Here is a 13,104-nt window from a genome sequence, read left to right as displayed (position 1 = left end):
CTCCAAATCATTGAAATCATTTATATCAAATATTTCTCCATTATATTTGATAATTCCTACCATTTCCATTTGTTGGGGTTTGGTTGATATAAATAAGTCTTTTATATTAACATTCAAACAATCAGCAACCTGTTTCAATCTCTCTAAGGTTGGATTTCCATTTAAAGAATTGGATAAGTTAACTCGATTTATACCAATCATATCAGCAAGTTGCTGCATTGTTTTACCCTGCTGTTTTAATATCTCTTTTACTCTTAATTCCTCCATCTCATATTTATTGTAATGGTTTATTTATGCAAATGTAAATATATAAATCCATTTACCACTACGAATAAATGTTAAATACACAATAAACCACTACATTTTATCTTATTTTATTTGTATATGTAATATTAAACCATTATCTTTGCTGTATAAATAATTAATAAAGCATTACAAATATGAAACAAAATAGAAAATATAGTATAGGGTGTAGCGGTTCAGGTTGGGGTATTTGGAACTCAGAAGGTAATAAGGTTTGCTCATGCTTCTCAAGAGTTCACGCATTAGAAACTTTATATGAATTAATGGGTTGGAATAAACCTTCTAAATGGTATTAATATGAAAAATACAATCAATCAAATAGCTGTATTAGACAGAGCAAAGACAATGGTATTAAAGGGGTATAACCTTGAACAATCCCTAACGACATCTTCACTGATAGAATTACTTCAATTAAGATTATCAAATGGAACTGCACATTTTCTTTATAAAAAGAAAGATGGTTCTATCAGAGAAGCTTTTGGAACTTTATTAAACAGAGTAGTTGAAAAAAATATTAATGGCTTGGGCGAACCTCGCAAATTTTATAATTGTCAGGCATATTTTGATATAGAAGAACAAGCTTGGAGGTCATTTAAATATGAAAACCTAATCACAATTCTAAATTAATCAACAATTATGGAAATGACAAAATACATTTTCTCTATTTTGAGAAGTCAGTTAAATATTATGTGGAGTTGGGGATTTAATTCCCCAAAGGCTCTTGAAAATGGTTTAATGTTCAAAGTTCAGGGATTCATTTTCAAAGGATGGATTAAAGTTGAATATAATCAGGGAAAAGATTTGTTTGACATTACTCTTCTTTCTTCCAAAATGGAAATTAAAAAAGAGATTGAAGGAATTTTCTTTGATGAATTGGTTAATGTCATTGATTCCAATGTAGAAAAAGTAAGGGATTACGAAAATAGAGTAAAACAAGAATATTCACTTTTATAATAAGTGAAACAGATAAGTGACTGACAAACAAATGATTAAATATTTCACCTAAAATTTCACATTCACTTTTAATGTATAATCCTCAAAACTGAATATTATATGAGCTTAAAATTTCAAAACACAACTGCTGATTATATAGAATGGGATAGTAATATATTGCTAATTTCAAGACTGTATCAAGATCAAAATTATAAGTTTTCATTATTGATTGCTTTGGGTTCTTTCTTTGGTATTAGAATTTCTGATTTATTAAAATTGAAATGGTGTGATATCCTTAATACTGATATTTTGAATATTGTTGAGAAGAAAACACAGAAAAATCGCACCATCAAAATTAACAGTCAGCTAAAAAAACATATTTTATCCTGCCACAAGCAAATAAAACCTGCCAACCAAAATGGCTTTATTTTTACAAGCCAAAAAGAAACTGTTTATTCAGTTCAGAGAATAAATGTTATCTTCAAAGAAATCAGGGTAAAGTATAATCTCAAAATCAAAAATTTCTCAACCCATTCCATGAGAAAAACATTCGGCAGACAAGTTTATAACAATGCAGGTTCTAACGCTGAATTAGCTTTGGTTAAACTATCTGAGTTATTCAACCATTCAGATGTTAAAACTACAAGAAAATATCTTGGGTTTAGGCAGGAGGAATTATTGGAAACTTATGATTTGCTTGGGTTTTGATTGATTTTTGTTTTTTAGAAATAAGAAAAAATCCCTGAATTTACAGGGATTTAAGACAAGTCGAGGCTGCCAATTTCAAATTGTGCAAGTGCGCAAAGGATTTATGAAAGATATTGTACTAATTCAATCTAAAATGGATTGGAAGTATATAATAAACTGAAACATTTTGACCACTTTTTCGACCTGGTATCCATAAAGGCATAGATTTTACTAATCTTATGGCTTCTGCATCACAATATCTGTCCAATGAACGTTGCACTGTAATATTAGATATCTTTCCATCTTTTTCTACGAGAAAACGCAACATAACAGTTCCTCTAATCCCTTGCTCCACAGAAATTGAAGGATATTTAAGATTTAGAGCAAGAAAGTTCATCATTTCTTTTTCTCCACCTTTAAAATATGGTAATACTTCTACATCTGAACTTTCATAAGTAATATTATTTGAGTTTTCGTGGGTTTTTACAGTAGGATTAGAATCTTTATTGTCAGAGATTCTTTTTATATCCTCCAATTTAATCCAACCTCTCTTATTACTTCCTTTAACTCTGATAAATGCCATTTTATTTTCTTCTTTAAATACAGATACCTCTGTATTTTCACTTAAAACGATGTCTGTTTTACTTTGTATATTGAGATTTTTATAAATATTTGTTGGATAGATCACAATACCTGTCCAAAGTGTATCACTTAAAGCATTTGGAATATAAAAACCATCTTCATCAGTAAATTCACTAACCATTTTTGGTTTGTAGTCAGGATTATCCTTTGATAAAAATATGTTTTCATTATCTTTATTTTGTGCTTTTAAAGAAAAAGAGCATATAGCAATTATAAACAGCAGTATGAAAAAATAGTTTCTTGTTTTCATATTTGAATTATTTTTTAAAAAAATTATCGTTGATTTAGGCGTACAGCCTTATTGTTGGGGAAAATAGCGATAATATTACCACAATCAATAACCCTAATATTTACATCAGGACCATTTCCTTGTGTTTTTTTGAATTCTACTACATTTAATGTGTTCGTTTCAATATATTCAAATTCATAATATCCTCTACTCACTTCAATATATGTATTAATATTGGGATTATTGGGTATAGTATAGACTATTACTGTAGCCTTTATCTTGTTCCTTGAATTGTTTTTTTGAGAGAAATTCCAAGTATAGGCATCTCGACCTTGTCGATATTCAAATCCTCGATTAAGAAGACAATTCTTTCCTTTTTCTACATTGAATATATTTATTTCTTCATAGGTATATTCAAAGTCTTCTTTTTGAGGTTGATTTTGTTCTTCCTTTGTTAACTCTACACCACTCTCTGTCAATAATGATTTTTCTTTTATACTAAATTTAGCAACAATTCCTTCTCCTTTGAAATATACATAGTTATTATTGATAGTGTATTCTCCATTATATCCACAATCATCATGACAAGGACGATAATTAGCAAAACCATTGTCTTCTAAAACTAATGTATGATCTATTTCGTCTCCCCATTCTTGATGAGTTATATGTACCCATTCTCCAAGCAATTCATATTTTTTTTCTATTTCAAAATCGTTAGTTTTATCAGTTGCATTATTTGAAGCTTTCTCCAAAATGTATTGGTTTCCATACTCTTTCAATTTTAGCTTTTTATCATTACGATTAATATAAAGATTATAATTTCTATCCCCACGACAAGTTAAGTTATCCCATGTTGCATAATAATCTATAATATAAGAACCTTCATACTCGTCATTTAAAATATACCTATCCTCCTCAAATCCTAAAATTATTTTTTGACCTTCAATATACCCTATCCATCTACCCAATATCCATTTATCACTTTCAGTCATAGTGATTTTTTCTCTCTCATAATTTCTTCCTGAAATAGCACTCTTAAGTTGATAGGTATTGTAAACTTCAATATCTTCCACAATTTCTTCAGGAGGGTAAGCAATTTCTTCTTGAGCTACTATTTCAGAAACAGATTCTGCATCTCTTCTTTTACAAGAATAAATTATAACTATAAAAATTAGGATAATAATGTGGCTTTTTGTTTTCATATTTATATTCATTGAAAATCTTTGAAAGCCTTGATTATATAATCTCTAATGTCAGATTGTAATTGTTGATACAACAAACGTTCTTCATCTCTAAATAGTGATTGCAAGCATTGATTAATAAGTGATTCTACTGTATCATCAATATTTTTTTGTGGAATCTCATTTTTGTTATTAAAATCATCCTCCACTAATTTTAAAGAAGGAGTTATCATCTCCTTAATTCTTAGAATTTGCTCTTGTGTTAACATATTTATTCTACCATGCCTTACTCTCTTAAAGGATTTTCAGAAACTCCTTTTTCTCAAGCACCAAAAGAAAAGTTGATTTATAAAAAAGAAAAGTGTGGTGCTGTTAGCTTAATACTTGAGCAAAACAGGCTCTGACAAAGCCCCAAGCAATCAAATATAAGCAACAGCCCACACCATATAGAGATATGATGAGGAGAAGTTTGCCCTATTCTCTTGCTTTGTTGAACTGTCAGATTCGTTTTGCGAGAATCAAGCTACACTTTCCTGTGTAATCACAAAAATATGTCTGTGCCTAAGCACGATACAAAGATAGACAAATTTACTGATACACAAGCAAGCGACCTCTCAAATGGCTGTTGCTTAATGAATTTATCTATTGTCTTTTGTAGGTTTGAACTCCTTCAAATCCTAATACAGTAGCTTTTAATACCATGTCTTTATCTGTCAGTTTAGCTATGTTATAACTTACAGGAAGAAATATTATCCATCCTTGCTTGGGATATAATTCAAAAGTCTTTTCATTATCATAATTAATCTCTAACTTTCCATTAGCCTGTCTCCATGTTCCAACAGCATAATCCCCTGCATCATATTCTAAAAAACTTCCATCTGATTTAATTTCAAGGAAATCAGAAGCATTAACTCTTTCAGAAGAGCCATTTAGAGTTCTTCCAACCAAGCTCCATTTGCCTACTACATTCCCATCTGTTCCATTATCGTCATCGTCATCAGAACAAGACGATAGATTAATGCACAAGGCTAACATTACCATAACCAACACTCCAAAGTTTAGATACTTTTTCATATAGAATACATTGTTATTAATTGTTCGCCTACTCTTTTTAGGATTTTCAGCATACTCCAAGATTAATTTTGAACAAAAGTAATGTGCTTATTTTGAATAAGTTTGCATTCATTTTAATCGTTTCGTTCATTTTGTTCATTCATTTTTTGCTGATATATTTTCATTACCTTTGCAAACAAAAAAATATGCTATCTCCTGTTATCAAAGAATTGTTAGAGACTAAGTTAGAAAAGGAAATTCGTTATCCTTCTGATGTTGAGTACCTGTCTTATGATATAGAGAAGAACACAGGGCAAAGGGTAAGCACAACTACACTTAAACGTCTCTTAGGCTTTGTAAAGGCTATTCAGGAACCTCGACTATTCACATTGGATGCTGTCGCTCGCTACATTGATTTTAAAAATTGGGATGAGTTGATGATGAGTTTGAATAAAAAAGGAAACTCAGATTATACAAGTATTGAAGAGATTAAAGTTGATTCATTGAAAATTGGAGATAAAATTAACTTCACTTATAGTCCAAATAGAAATGTTTCCCTTCAGCACTTGGGAGATAGAAAATTCAGGATTATCGCAAGCGAGAACAGCAAACTCCAAATAGATGATGAAGTAGAAATTTACTATTTCATTCTAAACTATCCTTTAATTGTTGAACATGTTTATAGAAACAATATAGACTTAGGCAGCTTTACAGCAGGAAAAGTATCAGGAATTACCTCCCTATCAAAAATATAAGCTAATTTTGCATTCCAATTAGTTTAGGTATGGACAATTCTGATTTTGGGAAGATAGATTTTTCATTTCCTTTTGATGATTGTACTGAATTTCATTCGCAAGGAAGTACAAGCGATTGTTATAAGGTGCGCATCAATGGGAAGTGGCATTTTTTTAAACGACCCAAAAAGGAATTGAACCGCAACCCTTTCTATCTGTCTGCTTTTGAGAAAGAGTTTGATTTGGGTTTTAATCTTGAACATCCTAACATAGTACGCTATATAAACAAGGGGAAAGATGAGACAGGAACATATTTCATCACTGAGTTTATTGATGGGCTTACTTTGGATGAGTTTATAGAGCAAAATCCTGACTATTTCAAGCAAAAACAGCATGTAGAAAAGTTTATCAATCAATTACTCTCTGCTGTATCATATCTGCACAGCAAACAAATACTTCACTTAGACCTCAAACCTCAGAACATTCTAATAACCCACATTGACTGCAATGTGAAACTCATAGATTTGGGGTTCTCTTATTCTGATTGCTACCAAACTTTAACAATTGGCAAAACAGATTTATATGCTGCACCTGAGCAAATCAATAATGGGAAGATAGACCAACGAACTGATATTTATGGCATTGGAATGATTTTATTGTATGTTTTTACTCAAACATCAGACAAGAAATCATTATCCAAAATCCCCTCTAACTATCGACCAATTGTAAGTAAATGCCTGAGTGATAGCATTGAGAATAGATATTTTGATATTGCTTCCTTAAAGAAAGACATTGCCCAATCATCAAAAAATAAGCCTGCTAAATATTGGTTGCTGTGTTTTGTGGTTTTATGTGTTGGATTGTTTTTCTTAGTTAAGCCCTATTCTGAGAAACAAAGGGAGGTTCAGGATGAGGCGATGGTCGTTTCTGATACAAACAAAGAAGGTAGCAAAGAAATACAGGATAGTATTAGTCAGGATATAGCAACTAAACCCAATATTGAAAATAAGTCCATCAATTCAGAGCCTACAACTGTGATAGTTCGTCCCGAACTTACAATAAAGGATGTTTCAATGGATTCATTTTGCGATGAGTTTAGAGAAAAAGCGAGGACAGAACTAACTAAAATCTATAAATTTACAAAGCCTGTTGTTTATTCATTGGAAGATCAGGAAAAGAGACATAAGCAGGGACGTGAGTTTTATAAACAATGGATAGAACCCATTGAAGATTATAAATTGAGAAATGAAGTTAATCATATATTTGGGACTGAGTATATGGTAGTAGCCTTCCCCTACATTCGTGAGCAGTTTTTAGCTTATTTGGATAAAGCAAAAAATCAAACCATCCCTGACAATATTACTAATGCAAAAGATGTATATAGGCTGATAGACAAAGAAATGGCTGAAAAATTCATTGTATTTATGAAAGACTATCCTATAATCACAGCTAAACTTGATGGCAAATTATTCAATGAATACGAACAAAAAAAAGAAAATACATACAGGCAATACAAACATCTTTTTGAAAACAAAATCCAATTTGAGGAAAGATATTATTCCAAAAACAAGAAATATGACCATAACATTATCTATATCAATGATTGGACAAGTGATATCTTCAGCTATTGGGCTGCTCCTCAGTATCGTACAGAAGATAATCCCTATATTCAAATTAAACTTGGAGGTTAATAGTTTTTGTGTAAAAACAAACAAATAAAAATGATTTTTTAATGTTTACATGTTGATAGATTTTATTATATCAACAGGGGTTTCAATAAATTCATCACAACCACTTTTTGCCAACAACTCCTTATTTTTGCTATCCCATAAACACCCAACAAATCTAATATTGTTTGTTTTTGAGGCTCTATAATCTATATCAGAATCTCCAAAGGATATTACTTCATTTGGGTGTATGTTCATTTTCTCTAAAGCCCTTTTTATCCCTTCAGTCTTGTCTTTTTTTCTTGCTTGTGGTTGAGTTATGATAAAATCAAATGGAATATTAAAATGCTTGCATGTTTCTTCAATTAAATCAGACTTACAAAAACTCACAATAGAAACAATGATACCACTGTCTCTTATATACTTAAACACTTTATCCAACCCACCATATAAAGTAAATTGAGGAATAGACATAAATACACTCTTCCAATCTCTTTTTAATCTAGATGGCTCGCTTATGTTTCTTTCTATCAATGTATTATCAAAATCAAATATTATCCCCTTTATTGTACTTGGTGTAGATGGTATCTTATTTCCTAATATATAAATATCATCAGGAAGTTTATAATCTAATTTTCCATTATTGTCCCTTAATAAGGTAAGGAGCTTTCCCATAGTATTCACTCCCTGAAAATAACCATTACCAAGATTTGGATAAATTTCTTCAATTTGCTTTTCAATTTCTTCTTTTGATAAATTTATATTCTTCTTCAAATAGCTACGCTCTTCCCTGATTAATTTACTTTTAAGGATATCTTTCGCTCCCCAATAAGAGGATGTAAAGCCTGTTTGCATTGTGGAATCTTCTAATATAAGTTTCCCCTTTGTGGAGTTTAGCAAATCAACCCATTGAGGATTTTGTTTATATTTTTGGACAATACAGAATTTCATCCATTCGAGATTAAATTTATTCCAATCTTTTCTCCAATGTTTTCTCAGATAATCACCATGACGAAATATACGTTTGGCTTTGGTAGGATTATTTTCTTTAAGCAATTCCTCTTGAATAGATTTATCTTTAAATCCTGCTATCATGTACAAAATTTCAGAAGCAATGAACTGAATATCAAATAGCTTTATTCCAAATTGCCTTGACATATTAGATAATGCTCCATATTCGTCATCCAATTTTCTGAAAGTAACTACATCCTGATAGTCGTAAATTTCCCATTTGTTTAATTCAATTGTTGGTGCAGACTGTCTGAACAATTCTGATACATCAACATTCAAATAAGATGCAATTTTAGATAGGGTGTCAAAGGTGGGGTTTCCTTTGCAACTTAATAATTGGGTAAAACTGACAGGGTGAATATTTACACCTTCTGCAACTTGTTTAAGTGTAATACCTTTCTGCCTACAAATTTCATCTATTCTAAATTCTATTCTCATAAGGCTACAAAATTAGCAATATATTACTAATAATATTGCCTGAAAAGATATTTTCTATAATTTCAATGAGGAAGGGTATTTGAAGTATTCAATGAATAGTATTCTAAAAAACAGTAATTTTGTATTTTATCAATTATAAAAGGATATGAATAGAATTGTACTTATAGGAAATGGTTTTGACATAGCTCATGAAATGCCAACTAAATATGCCAATTTCATTGATGATTATTATAGAAAATTATCGCAGGAGGCATTAAAAGTAAGAAATACCTATAAAGATGAAAATATTGAATTTAGAACTAATATTCAAACCATAGCTCATGTTTTGGGAGGATGTGAAATTAATTCCTTTAAAGAGTTGAAAGAAAAAATTGAATCTTTCAATTATTCTTATCCTTCTGCTTCTGCTAAAATTACATTTACTAATGAGCTATTAGAATCTATAACTTATGAATTAAGTGATCAAAAAAGATGGGTAGATATTGAAGAAATTTATTTTAATCAACTCAAAAAAATTACTGACTTAATTAACCCTCAAGCCCATGAAGAAACAGCAGAACTTCTAAACAATAATTTGAAACAAATTGAAAAATATCTTGAAAGTTATCTTATAGATGTAGAAGAAAAAAACACCTACAACTCACTTAATCCTCAAATAAAAGAAAAAATTTACTCTAAATTTAAAATCAAAGATTTTTCACTTTCATCTATAAAATCCATCAAGGAAGATATTAAAAACAAGATAGATATTGCTTTTGATAAGAAAAAGACAAATTATACAGAAAATATGATATCTGATTATCAAAAAGCATATAATGACTTATTTTTTGACTTAGATGAAATTTCAGGATTTATATCTTCTCATAGCAAAATTCAAATTGATAGAGAGAAAAAGTTGTCTCAATCCATAGATAAGGGCAGAATCCCTGATTTTTTTATGGTTCCAGAAAATCTTTTAATTTTAAATTTTAATTATACTCATACAGAAGAAAGATATATAATTCCTTCCCCTATTATCAATGTTATACATATACATGGAGAAATCAAAAACAGTAATAATCCTATAATTTTTGGCTATGGGGACGAATTGGGAGATGATTATCATCATCTTGAAAATATCAACAATAATGAGTTTCTTAAGAATATGAAATCTGTTCGTTATCTTGAAACTGATAATTATAGGAAACTGCTTAATTTTATAGAATCAGATCTTTATCAAGTTTTTATATTGGGACATTCTTGTGGAATATCAGACAGAACTCTTTTAAATACCCTATTTGAACACAAGAATTGTTCATCAATCAAACCTTATTATCATAAAATAAATGATAGCGAAGACAATTATAGTGATATTGTAAGAAGTATATCTCGTAATTTTACCAATAAAATCTTAATGAGAGATAGAGTTGTAAATAAAATGTTCTGTGAACCATTGATAGAATAACGATAATTTCATTTATTCTAAATTCAGTTTTCATTGAATAGCATAATTAGCAATATATTACTAATTACTGTTTATGGTTTATATATTCCCTCATTAAAAAAATAGACTTTTATTGATTATTATTTGATGCTTTAATAATAGAGGAATTCAATTTTTGAATAGATGTGTCAATCTTTTTAAGTTCATAACTAATCATCCCTATATATGTTTCAGGAGGAGTAAATTTTCCATCAATTTCAGTATCAGAAAAACTTAATGAAAATGTTTCTTCCCTTCCTTTTCTAAATATATCTTTGTAGGAAACCTTTATAGCAAGACTGCGAGATAGAATTTCATCTTTTTTTAAACCTTGCCAAGAACCTAAAAAATGCCTGTAATTCTTATTTGGAGGAAAGTATTTAACACCTTGTTCAAAAAAAGAATTATCTGTTATCTTACTGTCTTTGAACATTGGATCTTTCAATATCTCAAACTTCACATCTCTTGCGACTCCTTGTCCCACATTAATAATATTGAGAAAAAGATATTCAGTAATGGTTTCTCCTTTTGAAAGATAAAACATAATATAAGGCTCATATTGGCTGACTCTCATTTGTTTTGTTTCTGTTACCAACTTCCATGTTAGAATAGCATAAACTACTGTTGATAACATTACTATACCACTAAACAGAAGAGTTATTAATACCTGATTTTCTTTTATTAATTCTAACATACTTGATATTTTGAGATTATATTGTACATATATTTGAATAGAAAAATTACATAAATAATCATTTGATTTTCAAGACAAAGGAAATAATTATTTCCCATAGTGCCAATTCTTAAATTACTTTTTCCTATAACAGGATTAACTTTCTTTTTTCTTTTTCAACTCTTTCAATTTGGCTTTATACTTTTTGCCATATTTATCATATTCTGCCTTATTCCTCTCTTTTTCTCTTTCATTAACTTCTGCTGAATATGGATCAACTTCAATATATTCAAAATTATTGGTTAAAGTGGAACCCATAAAAGATTCAATACTATGATTTTCTATTTTCCCATTATTATAAGATAAAAATTCATTGTTAGTTTTATCATACTTGAAAGATGATCCTTTTAATTGGATATATTGTTTTGATTTAGACCTTCTATGTAATATACAGAAGGTAGATATATTACCAAACTTAACTGATTCAGAATCTTTGCTTAAATGATTATTATAAAACACTATTTCTAAAACAACATATCTGTCATCAGGATTATAAACATTAATATTCTGTACTAATGTTTTGAGTAGATTTTTAATCTTATCTAAATCATCACCTGCTTCTTCAATCATTTTTTCTAATTCAAATACATTTAAATCAGGTGCATTTAATTCATCTTCCAATAAGTTAATCTGTTTTCTGTATTTCCTGATTTCTTTATCAAATGCTGCAATCTCTTTATCTAAATTATCTGTTATACTATCTGCTTGTTCAAAGGAATATCTGCCTTTTCCTACCAATTTTAACACATTATCTTTTCTTATTTTTCTATCTTCAACACCTACATTATTTAAGTTAATCAGGTTATTTAATTCATCAATTTCAGATTGATAATTCTTTTTATTTTTTCTTTTATCCAACAAATACCATGAAAGGGTATCACTGTCTTTAATTGCATCCCAAACAACACCATCAGCCCTGAATTTATTTACATTGATATTACATTCCTTACAATAATATAACTTTCTTGAAGAAGAAACAACACCTTGCAGTTTGCTACCACAGCAGCCACATTTAATTAATGGTTTAAGGGGATAATTATGTGTTCTTTCTTTTCTTCCATAGATTAGCTTCTTGTCTTCAAGAACTTGTTGAGCTTGGTTATATATATCTTCATCAATTATTGGAGTTGAATCAACAGTCATATTTGATCTGTTTCTTTTGCCAATTAGCCTTTTATTACTAACTATTCTTGAAATATTTGAATCAATCCATAATTTATTATCTTTTGTTGGAATTTTCTTATTGTTTAGGTAATCTGCTATTTTCTTAAAAGACCATCCTTCATTAATGTATTTATTGAAAATATCTTCTATAACTTCTTTTTCAACTTTATCAACCACCAAATAATTATTTTTTCCATCTGATTCCAACTTAAAACCATAAGCTATATTTTCTCCAAAATATCTATCTTTATTATGTTCAAAAGCATATCTTAGCCCCCTTTGCATTCTTTCTTTTATCTTATGATATTCCTGTTCAGCATACATGGCAAGTTGTGGTAATACCATCTGTGTTTGAAAAATTTCTTCTTTTGTTATACTATCCAAAGTCCAAAGTCTTTCATTGATAAAATATATTGGTTTCTTTAATGTGTTGAAAAAATTGATATGGGTTAATAGCAGTGCTGTATTACGTGATAGCCTGCTGATTTCCCATATAAAAATAACAGAAATTTGATCCCTTGTTTTAGGATTTTGGCAGGCTTCTTTTAATTTCTGTAAACTCCTACTGTCATCTTGTGCTATTAAATATCCTGTTTCATTTCCATCAATATCAAGTTCTTTTATAAATTGTGGTTTGGTGGCACTTATTTTTTCACCAAAAAAATAATTTTCAGGAATTTCATAGCCATACTGATTTGCCACTTTTTTAATATCATCCTTTTGAGAATCTAATTCCTGTTGGGTTGTCGATACCCTCAATAATGATGCTGCAATCTTTTCCATATCTTTATCTTGCTGTATTCTACATTAATAGAGTTCAAAGATAGAATAAAAAAAGGAAAGCAACAAATTACACTCTTAGTTAAA

General features: G+C 29.5%; 14 protein-coding genes. 6 read left to right on the top strand and 8 right to left on the bottom strand.

Annotated features, from left to right (window positions below; translation table 11 throughout):
* Positions 1 to 267 (bottom strand): helix-turn-helix transcriptional regulator (locus D0T84_RS18945; RefSeq protein ID WP_163309426.1); only part of this gene is annotated, 267 nt, incomplete at its 3' end.
* A gap of 333 nt (positions 268 to 600) precedes the next feature.
* Between D0T84_RS18945 and D0T84_RS18940 the strand changes: the two genes are divergently transcribed.
* From D0T84_RS18940 to D0T84_RS18930, 3 genes are all read left to right on the top strand, one after another.
* Positions 601 to 930: an SH3 beta-barrel fold-containing protein gene (locus D0T84_RS18940; protein WP_163309425.1), complete on the top strand. Its 330-nt coding sequence runs from the start codon at positions 601 to 603 to the stop codon at positions 928 to 930.
* Between the two features lie 9 nt (positions 931 to 939).
* Positions 940 to 1,257: a hypothetical protein gene (locus tag D0T84_RS18935; RefSeq protein ID WP_163309424.1), complete on the top strand. Its 318-nt coding sequence runs from the start codon at positions 940 to 942 to the stop codon at positions 1,255 to 1,257.
* Between the two features lie 99 nt (positions 1,258 to 1,356).
* Positions 1,357 to 1,944, top strand: a complete 588-nt coding sequence (locus tag D0T84_RS18930) for a tyrosine-type recombinase/integrase (protein ID WP_163309423.1) — start codon at positions 1,357 to 1,359, stop codon at positions 1,942 to 1,944.
* Between the two features lie 118 nt (positions 1,945 to 2,062).
* Here the strand turns inward: D0T84_RS18930 and D0T84_RS18925 are convergent, their stop codons facing one another.
* From D0T84_RS18925 to D0T84_RS18910, 4 genes are all read right to left on the bottom strand, one after another.
* A complete protein-coding gene (locus D0T84_RS18925) occupies positions 2,063 to 2,815 on the bottom strand; it encodes an energy transducer TonB (RefSeq protein ID WP_163309422.1) in 753 nt (250 codons plus the stop codon).
* Positions 2,816 to 2,838: 23 nt separating this feature from the next.
* Positions 2,839 to 3,996: a hypothetical protein gene (locus tag D0T84_RS18920; protein WP_163309421.1), complete on the bottom strand. Its 1,158-nt coding sequence runs from the start codon at positions 3,994 to 3,996 to the stop codon at positions 2,839 to 2,841.
* Between the two features lie 8 nt (positions 3,997 to 4,004).
* Positions 4,005 to 4,244 carry a hypothetical protein gene (locus D0T84_RS18915; protein ID WP_163309420.1) on the bottom strand — a complete coding sequence of 80 codons (240 nt, stop codon included), beginning with the start codon at positions 4,242 to 4,244 and terminating at the stop codon, positions 4,005 to 4,007.
* Between the two features lie 373 nt (positions 4,245 to 4,617).
* Positions 4,618 to 5,049, bottom strand: coding sequence for a hypothetical protein (locus D0T84_RS18910; protein ID WP_163309419.1), 432 nt, complete (start codon positions 5,047 to 5,049; stop codon positions 4,618 to 4,620).
* Positions 5,050 to 5,234: 185 nt separating this feature from the next.
* On the opposite strand from D0T84_RS18910, the gene D0T84_RS18905 reads away from it, so the two are divergent.
* On the top strand, positions 5,235 to 5,783 hold the full coding sequence (locus D0T84_RS18905; protein ID WP_163309418.1) for a hypothetical protein: 549 nt from the start codon (positions 5,235 to 5,237) through the stop codon (positions 5,781 to 5,783).
* Positions 5,784 to 5,812: 29 nt separating this feature from the next.
* Positions 5,813 to 7,453, top strand: coding sequence for a serine/threonine-protein kinase (locus D0T84_RS18900; RefSeq protein WP_163309417.1), 1,641 nt, complete (start codon positions 5,813 to 5,815; stop codon positions 7,451 to 7,453).
* Between the two features lie 45 nt (positions 7,454 to 7,498).
* On the opposite strand, the gene D0T84_RS18895 is transcribed toward D0T84_RS18900, so the two are convergent.
* Positions 7,499 to 8,878 carry an HAD hydrolase-like protein gene (locus D0T84_RS18895; protein ID WP_163309416.1) on the bottom strand — a complete coding sequence of 460 codons (1,380 nt, stop codon included), beginning with the start codon at positions 8,876 to 8,878 and terminating at the stop codon, positions 7,499 to 7,501.
* 145 nt (positions 8,879 to 9,023) lie between these two features.
* Here D0T84_RS18895 and D0T84_RS18890 point away from each other — a divergent pair, with 145 nt between their 5' ends.
* Positions 9,024 to 10,322, top strand: coding sequence for an AbiH family protein (locus D0T84_RS18890; protein WP_163309415.1), 1,299 nt, complete (start codon positions 9,024 to 9,026; stop codon positions 10,320 to 10,322).
* 109 nt (positions 10,323 to 10,431) lie between these two features.
* Here the strand turns inward: D0T84_RS18890 and D0T84_RS18885 are convergent, their stop codons facing one another.
* Positions 10,432 to 11,034 (bottom strand): hypothetical protein, encoded by a 603-nt coding sequence (locus D0T84_RS18885; RefSeq protein ID WP_163309414.1) that lies wholly within the window; start codon positions 11,032 to 11,034, stop codon positions 10,432 to 10,434.
* Between the two features lie 135 nt (positions 11,035 to 11,169).
* On the bottom strand, positions 11,170 to 13,020 hold the full coding sequence (locus tag D0T84_RS18880) for a recombinase family protein (protein WP_163309413.1): 1,851 nt from the start codon (positions 13,018 to 13,020) through the stop codon (positions 11,170 to 11,172).
* Positions 13,021 to 13,104 lie beyond the last annotated feature (84 nt).

Source organism: Dysgonomonas sp. 521 (genome assembly GCF_010501055.1).
Lineage (GTDB): Bacteria > Bacteroidota > Bacteroidia > Bacteroidales > Dysgonomonadaceae > Dysgonomonas.
This window is presented reverse-complemented; position numbering and strand designations above follow the sequence as displayed.